This window comes from Nocardia flavorosea NBRC 108225, from assembly GCF_001613385.1.
Lineage (GTDB): Bacteria > Actinomycetota > Actinomycetes > Mycobacteriales > Mycobacteriaceae > Nocardia > Nocardia flavorosea.
In genome coordinates this window covers 470,991-492,118 of sequence record NZ_BDCG01000012.1, presented here as the reverse complement: position 1 = coordinate 492,118, position 21,128 = coordinate 470,991, and the positions used below count along the sequence as shown (strand labels likewise).

21 protein-coding genes and 1 pseudogene are annotated in these 21,128 nt (G+C 65.5%); 16 read left to right on the top strand and 6 right to left on the bottom strand.

What is annotated here, in order from left to right:
• The first annotated feature begins 49 nt into the window (after positions 1–49).
• From NFL01S_RS15265 to NFL01S_RS15245, 5 genes are all read left to right on the top strand, one after another.
• The gene (locus NFL01S_RS15265; protein ID WP_062975667.1) at positions 50–889 is read left to right on the top strand and encodes an SDR family NAD(P)-dependent oxidoreductase; all 840 of its coding nucleotides are present in this window, start codon (positions 50–52) and stop codon (positions 887–889) included.
• Positions 890–930: 41 nt separating this feature from the next.
• Complete coding sequence (locus NFL01S_RS15260) at positions 931–1,128, top strand: ferredoxin (RefSeq protein ID WP_033246788.1); 198 nt, start codon at positions 931–933, stop codon at positions 1,126–1,128.
• Positions 1,129–1,130: 2 nt separating this feature from the next.
• A complete protein-coding gene (locus NFL01S_RS15255; protein ID WP_062975665.1) occupies positions 1,131–2,378 on the top strand; it encodes a cytochrome P450 in 1,248 nt (415 codons plus the stop codon).
• Between the two features lie 33 nt (positions 2,379–2,411).
• On the top strand, positions 2,412–3,611 hold the full coding sequence (locus tag NFL01S_RS15250) for a cytochrome P450 (RefSeq protein WP_062975663.1): 1,200 nt from the start codon (positions 2,412–2,414) through the stop codon (positions 3,609–3,611).
• A 191-nt stretch (positions 3,612–3,802) separates the two neighbouring features.
• Positions 3,803–4,006, top strand: coding sequence for a zinc-ribbon domain-containing protein (locus NFL01S_RS15245; RefSeq protein WP_062975661.1), 204 nt, complete (start codon positions 3,803–3,805; stop codon positions 4,004–4,006).
• Positions 4,007–4,089: 83 nt separating this feature from the next.
• On the opposite strand, the gene NFL01S_RS15240 is transcribed toward NFL01S_RS15245, so the two are convergent.
• Positions 4,090–4,668 carry a TetR/AcrR family transcriptional regulator gene (locus tag NFL01S_RS15240; protein ID WP_062975933.1) on the bottom strand — a complete coding sequence of 193 codons (579 nt, stop codon included), beginning with the start codon at positions 4,666–4,668 and terminating at the stop codon, positions 4,090–4,092.
• Positions 4,669–4,757: 89 nt separating this feature from the next.
• Between NFL01S_RS15240 and NFL01S_RS15235 the strand changes: the two genes are divergently transcribed.
• Positions 4,758–5,591 (top strand): class I SAM-dependent methyltransferase, encoded by an 834-nt coding sequence (locus NFL01S_RS15235; protein ID WP_062975659.1) that lies wholly within the window; start codon positions 4,758–4,760, stop codon positions 5,589–5,591.
• Positions 5,592–5,617: 26 nt separating this feature from the next.
• Here the strand turns inward: NFL01S_RS15235 and NFL01S_RS37620 are convergent, their stop codons facing one another.
• From NFL01S_RS37620 to NFL01S_RS15225, 3 genes are all read right to left on the bottom strand, one after another.
• Positions 5,618–5,749: a PhzF family phenazine biosynthesis protein gene (locus tag NFL01S_RS37620; RefSeq protein WP_371851830.1), complete on the bottom strand. Its 132-nt coding sequence runs from the start codon at positions 5,747–5,749 to the stop codon at positions 5,618–5,620.
• 138 nt (positions 5,750–5,887) lie between these two features.
• Positions 5,888–7,360 (bottom strand): MFS transporter, encoded by a 1,473-nt coding sequence (locus NFL01S_RS15230; RefSeq protein WP_084492695.1) that lies wholly within the window; start codon positions 7,358–7,360, stop codon positions 5,888–5,890.
• Between the two features lie 44 nt (positions 7,361–7,404).
• Positions 7,405–8,805: an amidohydrolase family protein gene (locus NFL01S_RS15225; RefSeq protein ID WP_210744790.1), complete on the bottom strand. Its 1,401-nt coding sequence runs from the start codon at positions 8,803–8,805 to the stop codon at positions 7,405–7,407.
• On the opposite strand from NFL01S_RS15225, the pseudogene NFL01S_RS37615 reads away from it, so the two are divergent.
• Both NFL01S_RS37615 and NFL01S_RS15220 read left to right on the top strand, forming a co-directional pair.
• Positions 8,804–9,139, top strand: a pseudogene (locus NFL01S_RS37615) (GntR family transcriptional regulator); the annotation flags it as partial. The gene NFL01S_RS15225 and the pseudogene NFL01S_RS37615 sit on opposite strands and share 2 nt — an antisense overlap.
• A gap of 66 nt (positions 9,140–9,205) precedes the next feature.
• Positions 9,206–9,856 carry a TetR/AcrR family transcriptional regulator C-terminal domain-containing protein gene (locus tag NFL01S_RS15220; RefSeq protein WP_245670702.1) on the top strand — a complete coding sequence of 217 codons (651 nt, stop codon included), beginning with the start codon at positions 9,206–9,208 and terminating at the stop codon, positions 9,854–9,856.
• An 87-nt stretch (positions 9,857–9,943) separates the two neighbouring features.
• Here NFL01S_RS15220 and NFL01S_RS15215 read toward each other — a convergent pair whose 3' ends face one another.
• A complete protein-coding gene (locus NFL01S_RS15215) occupies positions 9,944–10,774 on the bottom strand; it encodes an SDR family oxidoreductase (RefSeq protein WP_062975652.1) in 831 nt (276 codons plus the stop codon).
• Between the two features lie 75 nt (positions 10,775–10,849).
• On the opposite strand from NFL01S_RS15215, the gene NFL01S_RS15210 reads away from it, so the two are divergent.
• The 8 genes from NFL01S_RS15210 to NFL01S_RS15175 all read left to right on the top strand — a co-directional run bounded on the left by NFL01S_RS15210 (position 10,850) and on the right by NFL01S_RS15175 (position 20,260).
• Positions 10,850–12,427 carry a methylmalonyl-CoA mutase family protein gene (locus NFL01S_RS15210; protein WP_062975650.1) on the top strand — a complete coding sequence of 526 codons (1,578 nt, stop codon included), beginning with the start codon at positions 10,850–10,852 and terminating at the stop codon, positions 12,425–12,427.
• Positions 12,427–12,828 carry a cobalamin B12-binding domain-containing protein gene (locus NFL01S_RS15205; RefSeq protein ID WP_062975648.1) on the top strand — a complete coding sequence of 134 codons (402 nt, stop codon included), beginning with the start codon at positions 12,427–12,429 and terminating at the stop codon, positions 12,826–12,828. Before NFL01S_RS15210 ends, NFL01S_RS15205 begins: the two co-directional genes overlap by 1 nt.
• Positions 12,829–12,918: 90 nt before the next feature.
• Entirely contained in the window at positions 12,919–13,875 is a 957-nt protein-coding gene (locus NFL01S_RS15200; protein WP_062975646.1) for a TIGR03564 family F420-dependent LLM class oxidoreductase, read from the top strand.
• Between the two features lie 133 nt (positions 13,876–14,008).
• The gene (locus tag NFL01S_RS15195) at positions 14,009–15,055 is read left to right on the top strand and encodes a CaiB/BaiF CoA transferase family protein (protein WP_062975644.1); all 1,047 of its coding nucleotides are present in this window, start codon (positions 14,009–14,011) and stop codon (positions 15,053–15,055) included.
• A gap of 241 nt (positions 15,056–15,296) precedes the next feature.
• Entirely contained in the window at positions 15,297–17,153 is a 1,857-nt protein-coding gene (locus tag NFL01S_RS15190; protein ID WP_062975642.1) for an SCO2524 family protein, read from the top strand.
• Positions 17,154–17,157: 4 nt separating this feature from the next.
• On the top strand, positions 17,158–18,105 hold the full coding sequence (locus tag NFL01S_RS15185; RefSeq protein WP_062975640.1) for an SCO2523 family variant P-loop protein: 948 nt from the start codon (positions 17,158–17,160) through the stop codon (positions 18,103–18,105).
• Between the two features lie 65 nt (positions 18,106–18,170).
• Positions 18,171–19,166, top strand: coding sequence for an SCO2522 family protein (locus tag NFL01S_RS15180; protein ID WP_063915962.1), 996 nt, complete (start codon positions 18,171–18,173; stop codon positions 19,164–19,166).
• 176 nt (positions 19,167–19,342) lie between these two features.
• Complete coding sequence (locus tag NFL01S_RS15175; RefSeq protein WP_157116549.1) at positions 19,343–20,260, top strand: SCO2521 family protein; 918 nt, start codon at positions 19,343–19,345, stop codon at positions 20,258–20,260.
• Positions 20,261–20,262: 2 nt separating this feature from the next.
• Here the strand turns inward: NFL01S_RS15175 and NFL01S_RS15170 are convergent, their stop codons facing one another.
• Entirely contained in the window at positions 20,263–21,117 is an 855-nt protein-coding gene (locus NFL01S_RS15170) for a hypothetical protein (RefSeq protein ID WP_062975636.1), read from the bottom strand.
• Positions 21,118–21,128: the final 11 nt, after the last annotated feature.

Sequence of the window (21,128 nt, the reverse complement as noted above, 5' to 3'; positions counted from 1 at the left end):
CGGCGCACGGACAGGAGCAGGGATGTGGTGACGAAAGGATATGCAGCGCATGGGTAACGAATTGGCGGGCAAGGTCGCGGTGGTCACCGGGGGCGCGTCCGGGCTGGGCAGTGCCATGGTCGAACGGTTCGTTGCCGAAGGCGCCCGCGTGGTCGTCGGTGATATCGACGCCGGGAAGGGCCGCGCACTGGCGGACCGCTGCGGTGACACCGTGCTGTTGCGCGTCACCGATGCCGGCGATCCCGGCGAGGTGGCCCAGCTCGTCGACCTCGCCGTTCGAGAATTCGGCGGCCTGCACATCATGTGCAACAACGCCGGGATCTCCGGGAAGATGCACAAAAGCATCCTGGACGACGATTTCGCCGACTTCCAGCACGTGATGTCGGTGAACGTGCTCGGCGTAATGGCCGGTACCCGGCTGGCGGCCCGGCATATGGCGGACAACGGCGGCGGATCGATCATCAATCTGTCGTCGGTGGGCGGCGTGCAGGCCGGCGGCGGTGTGATGACCTACCGCGCTTCCAAAGCTGCGGTCATCCATTTCACGAAGTCCGCGGCGATCGAACTCGCCCAGTACGACGTGCGGGTGAACTGTATCGCCCCGGGAAATATCCCCACCGATCTGCTGGCGAAGGCCTCCAGCACCATGTCGCCGGAAAAAGCCGAACGAATGACCCGCGCCATGCGCGACATGATGAACCGCGACCGCCCGCTGCCGCGCGAAGGCACCCCCGAGGATGTCGCCGAGGCCGCGGTCTACTTCGCCGCCGAACGGTCGCGCTATCTGACCGGCACCGTACTGGCCGTGGACGGCGGCACCACTGCCGGCAAACCCCTGATGCGACGCAGTACCGAGGCGGCCAACGGTTCCGCCGCCGCGAAATCCTGAGCGGCCCCAGTCCCGACCCCTTCACCCAGAAAGAGAACGTCATGAAAGTGACTGTCGAACAAGGGAAATGCATTGCCGCCGGGCACTGCGTGATGGCGGCCGACGCGGTATTCGATCAGCGCGAGGAAGACGGCATCGTCGTCCTGCTGGACGAGAACCCCCCGGACGATCTCGCCGACGAGGTGCGCGAAGCCGCCGCCGTCTGCCCCGCCATGGCCATTCACGTCCACGAGGAGTGACAATGAGGAATACGTCCGGGTCCGAGACCCACGCCGCATCCGATACCGCAGCGATCCTGGAGTACCCGATGGAACGGGCCGCCGGTTGCCCGTTCGCACCGCCGCCGGAGGTACTCGGGCTGGTGACCGAACGCCCGCTGTCCCGCGTCCGGATCTGGGACGGCAGCACCCCGTGGCTGGTCACCGGTTACGCCGAACTCAAAGCGCTGATGTCGGACCCGAGGATCAGCACCGATGATCATCAGCCCGGTTTCCCGCACTGGAACGAGGGCATGCTCGAGCTGGTGAATCACCGGGCTCGCTCGGTATTCAATACCGACGGCGAAGAGCACAGCCGATTCCGCCGGATGATGACCAAACCGTTCACGGTGAAACGGGTCGACGCACTGCGCCCGGCGATCCAGAAGATCACCGACGACCATATCGACGCCGTACTGGCCGGTCCGCAGCCCGCGGATCTCGTCGAAGCGCTCGCCCTGCCGGTACCTTCGCTGGTGATCAGCGAAATGCTGGGCGTGCCCTACGAGGACCACGAGTTCTTCCAGCAACACGCGACGACCGGGGTATCCCGTTTTGCCACCGCCGAGGAATCGGCGAAGGGGCGAGTGGGCCTGGCCCGCTATCTGATCGACCTGATCAAAGCCAAAATGCAGAATCCGGCCGAGGATATGGTCACCGAACTCGCCGAACGGGTCACCGCCGGCGAGATCTCCATGAAAGAAGCCGCCCAGATCGGCACCGGTGTGCTCATCGCCGGTCACGAGACCAGCGCGAATATGATTTCGCTGGGTACGCTCGCGCTGCTGGAGAACCCGGACCAGCTCGCTCTGCTGCGCGATACCGACGATCCCAAGGTCGTCGCGAACGCGGTCGAGGAACTGCTGCGCTATCTGAGCATCATCCAGAACGGGCAGCGCCGGGTCGCTCTCGACGATATCGATATCGGCGGGCACACCATCAAGGCCGGTGAGGGCGTGATCATCGACCTCGCGCCCGCGAACTGGGACCCGAAACAGTTCCCGAACCCGGACACCCTCGATCTGACCCGCCCTGCCCGCCTGCACGTAGGTTTCGGTTTCGGCCCGCACCAGTGCGTGGGCCAGCAGCTTGCCCGCGTGGAATTGCAGATCGTTTTCAAGACCTTGCTGGAGCGGATCCCGTCCATGCGGCTCGCGATTCCGCTCGACGAGGTCGAATTCAAACACGACAAACTGGCCTACGGTCTGTACCGCCTGCCGGTGACGTGGTGATCCCGGACAACTGCGCCGAAAGGAGACTCAGCTGTGACGACCACCGCGCCCACTGATGTCTACTACGACCCCTACGATGTCGAACTCAACGCCGACCCGTATCCCATGTTCAAGCGGATCCGCGAGGAAAAACCGCTGTACTACAACGAAACCCACGATTTCTATGCGTTGAGCCGGTTCGCCGACGTAAATGCCGCGCTGATCGACAAGGACACCTTCAGCTCGGCCCGCGGCGCGATCATCGAACTGATCAAGGCGAATATCGAAATACCGCCGGGCGTCCTCATTTTCGAGGATCCGCCGATCCACACCATGCACCGCAAACTGCTGTCGCGGATGTTCACCCCGCGCAAGATCTCCGCACTCGAGGCGAAGATCCGTGAATTCTGCTGCCAGAGTCTGGATCCGCTGATCGGCACCGGCAAAATCGACTTCATCGCCGATCTGGGCGCCCAGATGCCCATGCGCACCATCGGTATGCTGCTCGGCATTCCGGAAGAGGATCAGGAAGCGGTCCGCGATTTCGCCAACGAGCAGATGCGCACCGAAGAAGGTAAACCGATGAAGGCCTCCACGGAGGGCATGGTCAGCGGGGAACTCTTCGAAAAGTATGTCGACTGGCGCACCGAGCACCCCTCCGACGACATCATTTCCGAACTGCTGAACGTCGAATTCGAAGACGAAACCGGCACCCTGCGCCACCTCACCCGCGACGAAATCCTCACCTACGTCAACGTCGTCTCCGGCGCCGGGAACGAAACCACCACCCGGCTGATCGGGTGGGCCGGAAAAGTCCTCGCCGAACACCCCGACCAGCGCCGCGAACTGGTCCGGAACCCGTCCCTGATCCCCGCCGCCGTCGAAGAACTACTCCGCTTCGAACCCCCGGCACCGCATGTCGCCCGCTACGTCACCCGCGATATCGAATACCACGGGCACACGGTCCCCGAAGGCAGTGCCATGATGTTGCTCATCGGTGCCGCCAACCGCGACCACCGCCACTTCACCCCCGACGGCGATGTTTTCGATATCCACCGCGAAAGCAAACCTCATCTGGCCTTCAGCGTCGGCACTCATTTCTGCATGGGCTCGGCGCTGGCCAGGTTGGAAGGGCGGGTCGCCCTGGAAGAAATCCTGAAACGCTTTCCCGAATGGGAGGTCGACCTGTCGCGGGCGAAACTCTCCCCGACTTCGACGGTGCGCGGCTGGGAAAGTATGCCGGCATCTTTCTGATCGGAAACCGAAGGTCGAGGCGAGGCGAGGCGGTGCGCATGCGCTGGAGCCGGACGGCCGGTCAACGCCGTCCTCGGCCCACCGCGGGCTCCTCGCTTGGGTGGTAGCTGGTGGCGGTGTGCGCATGTCAGGTCGGCGGCCACTGCGCCTCACGGCCAGTAGGTCTGTGGTTTGCCCTTTACGCTGGGCTGATGTTCTTCATCTTCGGTTTCGGGACCAAGCGGCAGAACCTCGGTTTCGGGCAAACCCGGACCTGTCCCCGTTGCCACAACACGACTCAGTGGCAGCGGGTACGGGAGTTCAAGCAGTTCACGTTGTTCTTCATCCCGGTCGCCCGCTGGAAGCGCCGTCAGTTGGAGGTCTGTGGTATCTGCGGTGCTGCGATCGAAGCCTGACCGCACCAATCGGCCGCGCTCGCCGTTGTGCTGCTCGGAGCACGGGAATCACTATCGCCGCTGTGCCGGTGACTCTCGCCAGCTCAGAGTGTCGCGACCTGTTGCTCCAGTACGGCGCGAATGGTGCCAGGCTCGACCGAGCCGTGTGGGGTGACGGCGTCCAGCGAGAGGCCGGAGATGAGTGCGGCCAGGTGTACGGCGTGGTGTTCGGGGGTGAGGGCGCCGGTGGCGGCCAGGGCGTCGACGAGGACCTGGCGTAGGTCTGCCGCCATCTGGCGGACGACCGGTTCGAATGCGGGGTTGGTGCGGGCGGCGGCGATGATCTCCATGAGGATGACCGCTTCGCGGTGCCGTTCGTCGTCGAGGGGGACCAATTCTTCGAGTATTCGAAGCAGGTGACGTTTCGCTGTGGCCCGGTCGCCGGCCGGCTCGGCGGAGTGGCGGGAGAGGCGCCGGCCCATCCGGTCGCCGACTTCGGTGGCCACGGCGACGACCAGGGCTTCGTGGTCGGTGAAATAGTGGCGCACCGAGCCGATGTTCAGCTGGGCTTCGGCGGCGACCTTTCGGAAGGTCGCGGCGGAAGGACCGCCGGTGACGATGAGGTTCAGGGCGGCGTCGACGATATGGCTTCGTCGCGCATCGGCATCTACCCGGATAGGCACGGACACAGTCTAGAAAACCGGTGTCGGGTTACATCACGGGTGTGATACAAAATCGTCGCACCGCATCCGAGCATCGAGGAGAACCCACCATGGATGAAGTCGAGGCTCTCGCCGCCAACCGCGCGAACTGGGACGAACGGGCAGATGTGCACCGTCGGTCCGAAATGTATGACGTCGACGCCTTCCTGGCCGCCCCCGAGGACATCTCGTCGGTGGTGCGCAACGACCTTTCGGTGCTGGCCCCGCACCTGCCGGAAACCGGTGTCCGGGGCCGGTCGTTACTGCATCTGCAGTGCCATATCGGCACCGACACGCTGTCCTGGGCCCGCCTCGGCGCGGTCGAGGTGCACGGGCTCGACCTCTCGCCCAATTCGCTGCACCATGCCGACCGGATTGCCCGGGCCGACGGTCGCGAACTCACTTGGGTCGAGGGCGATGCACGGTATGCGTCCGCGCTGATCGCCCGCCAGTTCGATCTGGTCGTCACCAGCGCCGGCACTATCGTCTGGCTGCCCGACCTCGCCGGCTGGGCGCGCTCCATCCACGACCTCCTCGCTCCCGGCGCGGTATTCATGATCCGCGACGACCACCCGATTCTCGGCGCGATGGACTTCGAGCCGTGGCAGATCACCGACGACTATCTCGGCGGAACCGGCCCCCGGACCTACACCGATTCGGGTAGTTACACCGACAACTCGGCCGGGCAGATCACCCAGACCACGGTCCACGAATGGCGCCATGATCTGGGTGAGATCATCGGTTCACTGCTGAGTGCCGGCCTGCGGATCGAAGCGGTGCACGAGCTGCCGTACATGGATTGGCGTGCCTTCCCCGATCTCGTTCCATGCCCGCAGGGCTGGACTCTGCCCTCCGCGGCGCCCCGGATCCCGCTGAACTTCGCCGTGGTGGCCCGGCGGGTGTGACAGCGGCCCGGGCGGCTCGCTCTTTTTCAGCCGATGCGAGCAGGGAAGGCCGCGTCGAGGTCGGTGGCCGGCCAGTCGAGCGCGGTGAGCGCGAGGGCAGCGGCGAGGGTGGTATGGCCACAGAACGACACCTCGGATTTCGGGCTGAAGTAACGGATGGTGTATGCCCGGCCCTCCGGGCCGCCGAGGTGCTCCGGCCATTGGCATCCACAGCGACTCCCGCGGGATTGCCACCCTCGTGGCTGTTCGCAAAGGCGGTGTACCGGAGCACTTCGGGTCGTTGCGTATCCATCGCCTTACTCACGTGCTTCGCTGATCTGCTGATCGGTCACTGTGCGGAGAGAAATGCCAATGCCGACTGCTGCGATCGCCAGGACAGCGGCGCCGACGCGGGCAGCGACGATGAACCCATCGGTGTACGCGGCGAACGCCTGCTGGAGGAGTTGTGCCGAAACCGAGTCCGGCAAGCTCCGTGCGACGGCAACAGCCGCTCCGATGGATTCGCCTGTGTTCGCTGCCAATGTGGGGTATGCGCCCATTGTGGCGCCGTAGATCGTTCCGGTGACAGTGCCGAGAATCGCGATACCGAGTGCGCCTCCGAATTCGCTGCTCGTCTCCGCGAGCGCGGACGCGGCACCTGCCTTCTCCGGCGGCGCCGTGGTCAGCACGAGGGTGGTAGCCAGGGTAGCGGTCAGACCGACTCCGAGCGTAAGCGCGCTGTAGCCGGCGACCAATGTACCGATGTGTGAGCTCGGGGTGACGAAGCTTATGCCGACAAACCCGGCGGCCGCGATCAGGAGCCCGAGGGCGACGAGAATCCCTGGAGCGATGGTTCGCGCAAGCATGGAAGCGCAAGCCGCACCGAGGAAACTTCCGGCGACTGTAGGCAGCATCCACAATGCGGCCGTCAGCGGCGTATAGCCGAGAACGGTCTGCGTATAGCTCGCCGTCAGCAAACCCGTTCCGGCAGCAGCGAAGACGACGACACCGTTCGACAGGAGCGAACCGGCGAACGCGGGCCGGCGAAGCAGGCGTAGATCGATCATGGGGCTGTCGGTAGTCAGCTGACGTGCTACGAAGAGTGCGAGGAAGGCCGCACCGACCGCGATCGGTGCAAGGGCAATCCAGTCGGCGCCGTCCTCGGCCATCTTCTTGATGCCATAAACGATCGGCAGGATCCAAGCCGGCGTCAGCGCGGCGCCGAGGAGATCGAACCTGCCCGGCTCCGGGTCACGAGACTCGCGAATCAGCAGTGGTGCGACGATCAACAGCAACACCATGACCGGGACGTTGACGAGGAAGACCGAACCCCACCAGAAATGCTCCAGCAGGAGACCACCGATGATCGGGCCGATCGAAACACCGCCGATGAACGCACTGGTCCAGACCCCGACGGCGATGCGTCGTTGAGTCTCGTCGAGGAATATTCCGCGGATGAGCGACAAGGTGGACGGAGCGAGCGTCGCACCACCCAGCCCCAGAAGAGCGCGCGCGGCAATGAGCATCTCCGCGCTGGAGGCAAACGCGGCCAAGGCCGAGGCAGCGCCGAACGCCGACGCGCCGATGATCAGCAGTCTCCGTCGCCCGATCCGGTCGCCGAGGCCACCCATGGTGATCAACAGACCGGCCATCATGAAGCCGTAGATGTCCATGATCCAAAGGAGCTGGGCGGCTGTGGGGTTCAGATCTGCGCTGATCGATGGCGATGCCATGAACAGTACGGAAAGGTCCATCGACGCAAGCAGGGCCGGGAGCACCAGCACTGCCATTCCGGCCCAGTCACGTGGGGATGCGCTGGGGCGGGTCGGGCTGTTCACCGGCTGCCGCTCGCAATCTGTTTCACGGTCGTCAACAGGCGCTTACGCTCGTCGGGTCCGAGGTGATGTCCGTTGACGACAACGGCGTGGATTCGCTGGGTATTTCGGATATCGGCCAATGGATCGGCATCCAAGATCACCAGGTCGGCCACACGGCCCTCCTGGACCGTGCCGGCCCAATTCTCGCGACCCAGGAACCTGGCAGGTTCCAGGGTCGCGCATTGGAGGGCCCGCAGCGGAGTCAAGCCGGAGGCGACGAGCTGCTCGAGTTCGAAGTGCAGGCTGAAACCGGGATACAAGCCGGGGCCGACCGAGTCCGTACCGGCGAGCAACCGGACCCCCGCCTCGGCCATGGCGCCTACGGTCGCGCGGCGCCAATCGAGCAGATCGCTGTAATACGCGGTTTCCTCGGTCGACCGGCCGCCGCCGCAGTAGATATGCGTTCTGAGGAAGTCCCAGGACTCCGGCGTGTGGGGGACCATATAGTCCATCCGTTCGTCATCGAGCCGGAACGACTCGGGCCGGTCGATGACCGCGTGCACCGCAAGTGTCGGCGTGCACGCGACATCGGCAGCTACGAGCCGCTCGAACACTGAACCCGCCGCAGCGCGGTCATACGAGGCGACCCCGTCCGACTCGATCTTGCCGACCTGCCGCAACCAGCTGCCGAGGTGGAACTCCGCAGACGTCTCGATGCCGGCCATCGCCGCTTCGAGCCGCTCGACGTCCGACGATGTCGCAGCCCAGACACCGAACATATGCTCGAACGAGCGTTGACCCGATTCGATCTGGTCCACAAACGGCACATTGTCCGATCGATGGCCGGCTACGGTGATATCCCGGCGGTGTGCCTCGGCAAGGATTGCCCAGTACGCGTCGGGCGCGAGCCGGGAGTAGACCTTGATGAAATCCGCGCCGGAGTCGATCGCCTCGGATACGGCTCGTCGTGCCTGTCCGGGGGAGCTGATCGTCACGATCGGTGTATCGGGGACGTCGGACCACAGGCCTGGGTCGCCGTCGAGGAGGGGGCTTGCGATGGTCATCCGTGGCCCGAGTATTTCGCCGGACTCGATTTTCTGGCGGATTCGGTGGAGCACCGGCCTGCCCCACATCTCCCGTACGGTCGTTACGCCATTGGCGATGTACAACCCGGCGAAGTGCCTCGGGTCGTCGGTCTCCGATTCGCTGTGCACGTGCATATCGGTGAGGCCCGGGATGAGGTACTTGCCCCGTAGGTCGTGGATGTGAGCTGCGGCAGGAATCGGAACCTGCGCCGCCGGCCCCACCGTCGTGATCATTCGGTCGATCACGATCACGGTCTGGTCGGGCCGTGGCATTGCGCCAGTAGCGTCGATCACCGTAGCGCCGACGTATGCAACGATCTCGGAGTGCGTCATGAGTACACCGTATATACGCACTAGTCACGCGAAAGTCTATGCAGTGCACTTGTTGTTACTGTTTGAGTTATCGCATCATTCAGGAAGGTCGATGTCTGGTCCGTCGGCGCGATGCACTAGTACACTTGCCGGTGTGTCCGAATCGAATGACCTCCCATCGCAGCGAATTGCGGCAGCGTTGCGGCAGAAAATCGCCAACGGACAGCTCGCGCCCGGTGATCGGATTCCGTCCACCCGCCAGCTCGTACGCGAGTGGGGAGTGGCCATGGCAACGGCGACTCGCGCCTTGGCGATCCTTCGGGACGAGGGCTTGGTGACCACCCGGACCGGTTCCGGGACCGTGGTCCGTAGTGGCCACGGGGCAGGTCGCCCGGGTCTTACTCGGAATCGAGTCCTTGGCGTGGCTGTTCACGTGGCCGATCGCGAAGGTCTGGAGGCGGTGTCGATTCGCAAACTCGCCGGTGTGTTGAAAGTGTCGCCCATGTCCCTGTACCGGCACGTCGCGGGGCGCGACGAGCTGGAGACCCTGATGGTCCGGGCCATTTTCAAGTCCAGTCCGCTACCCGACCCCATGCCTGGCGGATGGCGCGAGCGACTCGAAACTGTCTATCGACGGCAATGGCGGCTGTATCGGGCCCATCCTTGGCTCGCGGAGTTGACGTTGGTGACCCGTCCACCGCTGGCCCCGGAGGCCATGCTCCACACCGAATGGACCCTCGAAGCCCTCGCTGAACTACAGCTCGACGCGCCGACACGAGTTCGCACCGCATTGGCCCTGGCAGCGCTGGTACACGGCCTCGCGCTGGGGGCACTGCACGAAGTCCGCGCCGAACAACAGAGCCGCCTGCGCAACGACGAGTGGTGGGCGACAATCGACGCCGAAGCATCCGAAATGCTCCATGGCGCCAACTTCCGCCGACTGGCCGAACTGGACACGCTGTCCGCTGAAACATTCGGCCTCACCGGGTTGGACGAAACTTTCGAACTCGCCCTCGGGCACTATCTGGACGGGCTCGAGGCCCGGCAACAGTACCGCCGGCCGCGTCCCTGACTTTTCGGCGGAGGTTTCCGAAACCCGCGGCGGGCACATGCTGGTAGGAAACCGGACTGCCCGCCACGGTGCTCTGGGTCGACTGTTTCAGTCGAGGAACATATCGGGGATCGGGTTGGCGCCGCCGCCGTATTCCGACAGGTCGGTCCGGCCCGACTCGAGGAGCGCCGTGGCGTCGATATAGGTGTTCCCCGTGTTGAATTTGGCTTCGCGGGACAGGATTTCGGTGGCCGCATCGCCCATGATCTGCGGACTGCGTGAGGATTCCAGCAGGTTCGTGCCGTCGGGCAGGTTCGCGACCGCGGAGGTCGCGATATAGGTCTGCGGCCACAGGCAGTTCGCGGCGATTCCGGCGTCGGCGTATTCCGCGGCCCAGCCGAGCGTCAGCAGCGTCATCCCGTATTTCGAGAGCGTGTAGGAGGGATGGGCGCCGAGCCAGCGCGGGCTGGTGTTCAGCGGCGGCGCGATGGTGAGGATATGCGGGTTCGGGGCCTGGCGCAGATGAGGTAGGCAGGCCCGGGTCAGCAGGAAGGTCCCGCGCAGGTTGATCTGCTGCATCAGGTCGAATTTCTTGGCCGAGAGTTTTTCGGTGGGGTCGGTGGCAATGGCGCTGGCGTTGTTCACGCAGTAGTCGATGCAGCCGAAGCGTTCGAGTGCGGTCTCCACGACCCGCGCCACATCGGCTTCCTCCCGCACATCACCCACGACGGCGGCCGCCTTCCCGCCGGCTGCCTCGATATCTGCCACCGCGGTGTGCACGGTGCCCGGTAGCCGCGGATGGGGCTGCGCGGTTTTGGCCAGGAGCACCACATTCGCGCCGCGGCGTGCCGCGGACAGGGCGATGGCCAGCCCGATACCGCGGCTGGCGCCGGAGACCACCAGGGTCCGGTCGGTGAGGTTCTGCTGCTCGGTCGACATGTCACTCCTGGATGATTACGCGTTCCCGCGAACCGGTATTGGCATTCTCATTTTATGCAAGTATCGTATTCAACGATGAACGATGCAGTCCATACCTCCTCGGGTATCCCGCTCGAACCGGTCTACGGGCCGGCCGACCGGCATACCGAACCGCCCGCGCCCGGCGCGTTTCCGTTCACCCGGGGCAACTACGCCACCGGTTACCGGGGACGGCTGTGGACCTTCCGGCAGTATTCGGGATTCGGCACCGCCGAAGAGTCCAACCGGCGCTATCGCTATCTACTCGACCAGGGCGGCACCGGCTTGTCGGTCGCGCTGGACCTGCCCACCCAATGCGGCTACGACTCCGACGACCCCGAAGTGGGGGAGGAGGTCGGGCGAGTGGGTGTCGCGGTGGATACGCTCGCCGATGCCGAAATCCTGTTCGACGGTATCCCGCTGGACAAGATCAGTACCAGTTTCACCATCAACGGCACGGCCGCGATCCTGCTCGCCTTCTATGTGGCGGCGGCGGAGAAGAAGGGCGTGCCCCGGGAGAAGCTCACCGGCACCATCCAGAACGATATTCTCAAGGAATACGCCTCCCGCGGTACCTGGATCTGGCCACCGCAACCGTCGCTGCGGTTGATCGCCGACACCATCGAGTTCTGCGCCGCGGAGGTCCCGCGGTTCAACGCGATCTCGGTGGCGGGCGCGCATTTCCGGGACGCGGGCGCCACGGCGGTCCAGGAGATGGCCTTCACTCTCGCCGACGGCGTCACCTACTGCGATACCGTCGTCGAACGTGGCCGGATGAGTATCGAGAAGTTCGCCCCGCAGATCTCGTTCTTCTTCTACACGCACGGCGACTTCTTCGAAGAGGTCGCGAAATACCGGGCCGGCCGCCGTCGCTGGGCGACCATCGTCCGCGAACGCTACGGCGCGACAACGGACAAGGCGTCGATGTTCCGGTTCGGCTGTGTGGCCGGCGGCGCCTCGCTCTACGCCCCGCAGGCACAGAACAACCTCGTCCGCATCGCATACGAAGCTATGGCCGCAGTGCTCGGTGGCGTGCAATCGATGTTCACCGCGGCCTGGGACGAACCGTTCGCGCTGCCCAGCGAGGAATCGGCGACCATGGCGCTGCGCACCCAGCAGATCCTGGCCTACGAAACCGGTGTCACGCGGGTGGCCGATCCGCTGGGCGGTTCGTATTTCGTCGAGGCACTCACGGACAAGACCGAGGAAGCGATCAAGGAGATCATGACCGACCTGGACAACCGGGGCGGAATGGTCCGCGCGATCGAAGACGGATATTTGCAGGGTCTGATCGCCGACGAAGCGTACAAGTTGCACCAGGAGATCGAATCCGGGGTGAAACCCGTGGTGGGCGTGAACACATTCGTCTCCGACGAACCGGCGCCGGAGATCTCTACCTACGAACTGGACGCCGAGGGCCGGGAAACCCAGTTGAAACGGCTGGCCAAGGTGAAGGCCGAACGGGATTCCGCCGCCGTACGCGACACTCTGGCCGCGCTGTCGCGGGCCGCGGAAGGAGACGACAACCTGATGCATCGTCTGATCGACTGTGCCAACGCCTATTGCACGGTGGGCGAGATGACCGCCGCCCTCAAAACGGTATGGGGCGAGTTCCAGCAGCCGGTGGTGTTCTGATGACCGCGCGTGTACTGGTCGCGAAACCCGGGCTGGACGGCCATGACCGGGGTGCGAAAATCGTCGCCCGGACCCTGCGTGACGCCGGATTCGAGGTGGTCTACACCGGGATCCGGCAGCGTATCGAGGACATCGTCTCGATCGCGGTGCAGGAAGACGTCGCCGTGGTGGGTTTGAGCATCCTGTCCGGCGCCCATGTGGCCCTGACGAAACGGGTGGTCGACGCCCTGCGTGCCGCCGACGCCGGAGATATCGCGGTCGTCGTCGGCGGCACCATTCCGCAGGGAGATATCCAGAAGTTGCAGGAGGCGGGTGCCGCCGCCGTTTTCCCGACCGGCACCCCACTCGAGGTCCTGGTCACCGAAATGCGGGAACTCACCGGAACGACCGCCCCGTCCTGATCTCCTGGACGCGCGGCGTCCGGGTCCGGAGCCGCCGCCGTGACGGTGGGCGGCGGCTCCCCTTAATTCGTGTGTGAGAGTGGAGGAACCGTGCGTATCGGTGTGATGATCGGTCCCGAGCGTGGCGATACCGCGCGTAAGGCCGCCCGGATGGTCGACGACGTCAAATGGGCCGAATCGGCCGGTATGGACACCGCGTGGATACCGCAGATCCCCACGGATTTCGACGCGCTGGTGACGATCGCGCTGCTCGGTGCCGCAACCGAGCGGATCGAACTCGGCACCGCGGTGGTGCCGTTACAGGCGCAGCATCCGATTGCCCTCGCCCGGCAGGCGTTGTCCGCGCATGCCGTGGCCGGTGGCCGGCTCGCGCTGGGGGTGGGGCCTTCGCATCACTGGATCGTGCAGGACATGCTCGGTCTGCCCTACGAGAAACCGGCCGCGTACTCGCGTGACTATCTCGAGGTGCTGAATCCGGCGTTGAACGGTCCGGGAACGGTGGAGGTCTCGAACGGTAGCTTCACTGTGCGCAACCAGCTCGATCTCGGGCCAGTGGCCCCGCTGCCGGTGATGATCGCGGCGCTCGGCCCGGTGATGCTGCGGATCGCGGGCGAGCACACCGACGGAACAATTCTGTGGATGGCCGATGAACGTGCCATCGCCGAGCATGTGGTTCCCCGGATCACCAAAGCCGCCGCCGATGCCGGTCGCGCAGCGCCGCGAATCGTCGCCGGGCTGCCCATCTGCCTGTGCGCTTCCGGTGAGATCGATACCGCCCGCGAACGTGCCAACCGAATCCTCGGCGAAGCCGAGGTCTCCCCGAACTATCAGCGACTCCTGGAAAAGGGTGAAGCCAAGGACATCGGCGATATCTGCATCGCCGGCGACGAGGAAGCCATCGCGGATGGGCTGCGCCGCTACGCGGAAGCCGGTGCGACCGACCTGTCCGTCCGGCTGCTGCCCATCGGCGACAACCGCGACGAACTGATCGCCTCGAAACGGCGCACCCGCGAGATGATCGCGGAGATCGCCCGGGACCTCCGATGATGCGCTCCTTACGCCTGTGCCGCCGCCGCCCGGGACCGTATGCATCCGCGCCGGAGGAGTTTTCGGTGATGCGCTACCTCTCCCGGCGCTGCGGCCCGAGTGGGCGGCATGCCCCTGCCCTGAAGGAGCTCCGATGACCGCGGCCCCCTTGGCCGGGATCCGGGTGCTCGAGGTGGGCACCATGCTGGCCGGCCCTTACGCCACCATGATGCTGGCCGATCTGGGCGCCGAAGTGACCAAGCTCGAACCCCCCGGCGGGGATATCTCCCGCAAGGTCGGTGACTCCTATTTCGCCAGCCTCAACCGCGGCAAACGCAGTATCTGCCTGGATCTGGCATCGGAATCCGGCCAACGGCAGTTGGGCGCGCTGGCCGCTGAATCGCATGCGCTGCTGGTGAACCTGAAACCCTCGGCGATCCGCAGACTCGGCCTCACTTACGATGCCGTGCGCCACCACAACGACCGCATTGTCTGCGTCGCACTCACCGGCTTCGGCCTGGACAACGGTGACGACCCCGCTTTCGACTACGTGGTCCAGGCCGCCACCGGTGTAGCCGCCCTCACCGGCGACCCCGCGGGTCCGCCCACACTGCCCGGCTATTCGTCGGCCGACAACTCCACCGGCCTCACCGCCGCCCTCGGCCTGCTCGCCCAGATCGTCTCCGGCAGAGGCGGGCAGATCGACGTATCCCTGCGTGATGTGATGCTCTCCCAGCTGAACTACCACGCCGCCGCCTACCTCGACAACGGAATCGAACCCCAGCGGCGACTCCATGGCGCGCACTCGTATTACGTTCCGGCGCAGTTGTTTCCCACCTCGGCCGGATACCTGGCCCTGTTCATCACCCACGACAGCTTCTGGCGCTCGTTCTCGAAGGAGGCCGGTATCACCGGCTACGACACCATGGCCGAGCGGACCGCCAACCGCGACGATGTCCTCGAGCTGGTGACCTCCGCCCTGCTCACCGACACCGCCCTCGCCTGGGAGGCCCGCCTGCGTCCGCTCGGTGTTCCCGCCGCCGCGGTGCGGACCCTGCCCGAGGCCCTCGACGACACCCCGGAGATGGTGGTCCGGGCGGGCGGGCACCGACTGGTCGCCTCGCCGATCCGGGTGGACGGCTGGACTCCGGACTATCGCCGGCCGCCACGGCTCGGCGAACACGGCGGTAGCGGGGAGTAGTCCGGCCGATCCGACCCATCGGGCGCGGGGGCGCGGCGCGGCGATCCGCTATCCGCGCCCACTGTGTCCGCCGTGCGGACACTCTCGGGAAGTCCGGCCTGAGAAACCCCGACTCTGCGCTGGTGCCAAGGAATACGATGGAAATCGGCGTGCTATCTTTTGCCCGCAATCGCCGGCCGGGTCGGTATCACGCGACTGGGAGCCCGGTGGACCGCTACGAGGGGTGTGAGGACGCCGGCGGATGAGAATTCAACCGAGAGAACAGATTCTGGGAATCTGGAAGGCGATGATCGACGCTTGCTGGGACGGCGAGCAGTGGCACTGGGGCGGTATTCGCTCCGTCAACTCGATCAGCGACTCCGAGCAGCTGCTCTGTCTGCTGTACCCCGCAACCGAAATCGACGTGTTCGCCCTGCACGACCCGGACCGCATCGAGAAGGATGTCCAGGCCGTTTTCGAACCCATCGGCGGCACAACACGCATCGGTGCCTTCGTGGTATCGCTGCTGGCTTCCTATATCGAGAACAATTCCGCCGCCGACGGCCAGCCGATCTTCGCCGGGGGCAGCTATCTGCGCTCGAGCGAGGACCGGCCACCGACCGATGTGCAGCAGCGGCTCGATATCGTCGACTCCTATTCGATGTCGCTGACCCTGTGTATGGCCGGCCTACGGTTCCTGCGCGATTACCGTGCCCGGGTCCGGCCCGGCGCTTCCACCGCGCAGGCCGAAGAGTTGTCGGCCCGTCTCAGTGACAGGCTTACCGCCGCGATGACCGGCCTCGTCCGTAGCTTCGTCGTCAACACCTTCCGCCCGGCCTCGCCCGAGGGACAGACCATCCTGCGTATGCTGAACCAGTCCGGAACCACCGAGCGAACAGTGCTCGCCGGTATCCGGACCGGCCTCGCCCGGGTCCGGGCCCGCCTGCGCAGCGATATCGCGCTCGGCCAGGACAAAGCGGTCGAGGAACTCGAAGACGATTCTCTGCTCTTCGAATGCGGCTGGACGTGGGGAATTGCGAACGACGCCTCGCCCGTCGATTTCGTATCCGCGCCGATCGCGGACGCTCCCGGGGTGGCCCAGTCGCGGCCCTACCTGTATTTCACCGTGGTCGCGCTCGACGGCATCAACGACCTGGTCTCCCCGCGGGCCGGTGAACTGGGCCTGCTCGACGAAACCCAGCACCGGCTGGCGCAGGCGTTGCGGACGCGCTGGGAGCTGACCCAGCGCTACTGGTCGAATGTGGCCCGGTTCGGTGAAGGGCGCTGGCCGCTCGAGGATATTCCGTGGGAGACCTCCGACGGCGAGCAGTCCGACTACTACAGTCTCATCGTTTCCGCCGTGTTGATCCAGGACCTCATCGCCCGGGCCGCCTCCGACGACGACTTGACCAGGGCCGTCGCAATTTTCGACGAGCTGGCGGGCCGGGGCCGGATCATCCGGCGACCGATGCGCGGCGATCCGGCGGTGCAACTGCATCAGCCCGGTGTCCTGCTCGCCCTGCGGGGTACCGAGGAAGTGGACAGCGGTCCGCAGCTGCAATGGCAGGTATCGGACTTCGCGGCGGTATTGCTCAAGAGGATGATGCAGGCGGCCCGCCTGTCGAACAACGTCGCTGCGCGTGACAAACTGATGGAGCTGTCGAAGGCGACCATGGACCATCTCAGCGCGCGCATGCTGCGTGCAGGTGCGGTCGGGCTGTGGGACGACCCCGGTGGGGCGTTCGCCGATCATCCGGGCAGCGAGGATCAGCGCGTCGAAACGCGGCCCTCGTGGTACATGACCGAGCGCATGATCGAGTGTTTCGTCGTCGCGGACCGCACCTACCGCGAGCCGCCACCGAACTGGCCCGATCTGCAGTCGATGGCCCGGATCATGCTCAACACCGCCGAACACCGTTTCGACCAGGAGATGCTCGGGGTCAGGATCGACGACTACTCCGACAACCGGGAGGCGCTGTACGGCGTCGAACGCCATATCGACGAGGCCCGGCGGCTGATCCGGGAGGACGCGGCGACCGCCTTCGTCCACACGCTCGACGCACTGCGCGAACTGGACGAGCTCGCCGCGGGACGCCGCGACGCCACGAGGAACATGTGATCCCATGATCGTCTTCGCGACATCCGACAAGGGGGGCACCGGGCGCTCGGTGACGAGCTGCAATCTCGGTTACCGGTTGTCTTCCCGGGGCAAGAGGGTCGCCTATCTCGACTTCGATTTCGGTTCACCCACCGCCGGGGCCCTGTTCGAACTCGGCGGCTACGAGCGCGGGATCGCGCCCGACGTCGATCGCGACGGCGTGGGCCAGGGCGTCGGCTTGCACGCGTACCTGCTGGGAACAGGAGGCGCGCCTGCCCGCATCAACGTTCGCGACCGCACCGATCGGGAGGATGTCCGTCGCCGGCGCGGCCGCGGCGGGCAGCTGGTTCTGTTCCCCGGAGATCAGGGCGGGGGCGAGTTCGACCGGCGCTGGGATCCGGAGGTGGTCGAACGATGCGTGCGCCTGCTGCATACGGCGGACAAGGAATTCGATCTGACGATCGTCGATCTCAGTGCGGGGCGATCCATCGCCCTCGACATCGTGGTGCACGCCACCGCGCAGGGGGTGCTGGCCGCGCGGACGGTGCGCTGGCTGGTATTCCATCGCTGGACACGCCAGCACATCTATGCCGCGAGCGGCCTCGTCTACGGTCCGCACGGGATACTCGAATGCGGCGAACGTGCCGGGCACGATCGCGATGAACTGCTGAGCAATATCCGCTTCGTGCGGACCGCCGTGCCCCAGGTCGACCGGATCCGCGGGGGAGCGGCCCCGCAGGCCGCCTGGTTGCACCGGCAGGATCGAATCCTGAACGAACTCGCCGGTGAGTTGCAGATCGGTGCGAGTTCCCTGCTGGGTACGATTCCGGTCGAGCCGATGCTGCAGTGGCGAGAGCAATTGATCCTCGACGTCGACGTGCAGAAGCAGATCGCGAACCGCTCGACCGTCGAGGCTTTCGACCACCTCGGTGATCGGTTGCTCGATCCGCGCACATGGGTTCCACTGAACTAGGCAGCCGTCCAGATCATTCGACCGCGACATCGTTCGCAGAACAGGCATCCGACCACGTGGAGAATGTGGCAGAGTACAGCGAGGCCAGCGAGCTCGGACGAGTGAGCGCTGTGCCGTTGTCGCATATATCGGTCGAGGTAGGCCACTTCCTGATGCAGGATCTGGTCAACGGGGTGGATCGCATTCAACGGCAGTTCCGGCGTATCGTGCCACTGCTCGACGCGTTCACCCGGTCTGCGCAGGCCGAGTTCGGTGGGCGGGCACGGATCAGCACCTGTTTTCTCGTCGACGACTATTTCCGGCCCGATACCGACCCGGGCGTAATTCTCGACAAGCTGCTGGGCACGGCCGCCGAATGTGGGCTGAGGATCGACTACTTGGCCCGGGAAGCGGGATGTGCCGATGTTCCCGAAGTCGTTCGCGACGGGATCGTGCGCACCCCCTCGATAGCGCTGGCCGAAATGGTGCGGCACCGGATCGTCGCCGAGCCCGATCAGGGCGCAAACGGCCGCCGCCCCCCGACCGCGGAGTCCGGGTGGTTGTGCAACGGCAAACGGGCTACCGATCAGGAACCCGGGGCGGCTCTGCATCCGGTGCAGGAGTATCGGCCCCCCGAGGAATTCGGCCGCCGCGGGCATTCGATATTCCTCGATGTCGAGATGTGGGACCACCCGAACCCGGATGCGGACGTCCCCAAATGGTCGTGTCCGTACCTGGCGGCGATCTGGCAACTGCTGCGGTTGGGCATGCTGCGCTATGAGGGCCGGCCCCCCGTGGAACCGCAGGTGTGGAACCGGCAACGGTGGCCGGACCGTTGGGAGGATCTCCCTTCGGTCATGCAGCTCAACGCGAACGCCAAACCGTTCGCTGCATACCGTTCGCTGTCCATTCTGCCGATGCGCTACGTCGGTATCGAACACGCGGTCCGGGTCATTCTCGATCACATCCAGCTCGACCACGAGGTGGTCGAGCAGGTGGTCGCACGGGGCAGGGCCGAGGACATCACGGTGTCCCGGCGGGTCGCGGAGCGGCTCGAGCATCATCTGCTGGCCGGATCCTGATGTCCGGATCCGTTGCCGCAGAGCCACCGGGTGGCTCTGCCCGCCGTTCTGCCCGCGCGCAGGGCCGAGGCCGGGCCGTCCGGGTGCTCGCCCGCGCCGCGGCCGGCCAACCACGCACACCGTCGCCGCCGGCTCCGCCGCACGCGCCGCCCGGCGTCCTGGCAATGTTCGGTGAGGTGAGCACTTCCCTGCTGCCCACGGCCACCGCCCTACAGCACGGGGAGGTCAGAGAGCTCCTCGAACTCAGCCCCGACCATCGCGTGCGATGGCGGGAACGGCCGGTATCGCTGGGGATTTCGCCGCCGATCGCCGAGGGAGTGGATTGCGGTCTCGCTGTTGCGCGGCATCCGGCCGTGCGCGCGATCGGCACCATCGCCTTGCGCGCGACCGTGGTCGGGGGACGGATCGTGCAGAGTTCGGCCCGGTGTTCGGCGACCCGCTCGGCATCGGACAAGCGGCAGGGATGGTTCCACTACTTGAGCCGGGTGGGCGTTCTCGAGGTGATGACCAGGGTCACCCATGAGACACCCGCACGCCTGGCGGAGGGTTTTCTCGGCGACCGTCCGAGCTCGCCGGCATTGGATCTGACCTCACCGACCGACCGGCTCCTCGGCCGAATCGGGCTGCGCAGGCTGGACAACGAAGCCCCGCTGCGGGCGGGTACGCTCCGGTTGCGCTGGGCGGCCCGGGTGGGCGATCTCACGCGGCCACAGGTGGCGTTCCGAGTACACGACGATATGACGAGGACGGCGCTGATCGTTGTGCCCACGGAGTCGGAACTCGATGCTGTGCAACGCTTCTGTGAGGATCTCGCTGCCCACGATTGGCTGCTGACCGTTGCCTCCGACGCTGTCGAGCGCGCCGACCTGGCAGGTCCGGGCACGAACGAATCCGTGGATATTCTCGCTCCGGTGCTGGAACATCTCGCGCACCTATGGGCTCCCGGCGCCCATACACCGGCGGGCCTGCGGGACCTGTGGGCTCAACTGGCCGAGGAACCCGACCTCGCCGCGCAATGGCTTCGGACGGTCGGGCATATGCGCAACCGGCTGCTGGTCTCGACATGGAGGGCCATGCACGAGAACACCCTGTGACCTCAGAACCGGAACCAGCGGCGCACCAGCAGAGCGAACAGTACCGACAGGAAGATGATCCCGGTCCAGGATTCGACCAGCAAGAGAACCTGAGCGGGGGCGTTGAGGCCGTCGACGCCCACCGGATTGAGATAATTGGTGAAACATATCCTGGCCGCATCGGCCAGCGAGGCCCCTTTCAGTTCCGTGCCCTCCAATATCCAGTACACAACGGTGAACACGACCAGTTGTACCGCGATCCAGGCGAGCAGCTGAAAAGGTTTGAACCCGTACCCGCACAACATATCCGAGAGGTAGCCCGGGATGCGCCGCCAGCGCGGCATGGTCGCCTGCCGCTTGGCCCGGGCGCGTGCCAGACGGCAGCGGTCCTGGGCCGTGACATCTTCGGCGACATCGAAACAGTAGGTGGCGCGTTTGTAGGCGAGTGCGGCGTGCGCGGGTAAGCCGCTCTTCTTCAATACGCCGCCGAGCACTTCGTACAGTTCGGCGAGATACATGTTCTGTGTCCCGCTGAGCCGGCGCGGTCCACGGAACTCCACCTCCAGTGCGAGCAGTTTCCGAATGCTCGCGGCCGGACCGTGCAGGATATCGGGGTCTTCCGGGTTCGGCCGGTGCACCTGCTCGAAGACGAGGGCGTCACCGCGCAGGGGGACATTGGATTTCTCGTACTCGACGACGACCTGTTCGACCCGCTGATGGAAGTTGGCGAGCAGATTCCGTTCGGTGAGTGGTTTGCCGTTGTCCTGGACGGTTCCCAGCTCCTCCAGACGCAGCGCGTAGTGAGCGGATTGACGACCGATCAGATCGATCATGGACCGGACCGCGGGTGGGGTCTGGTCGGCAGAGTTGTCCGGCATAGGGGTCCCCT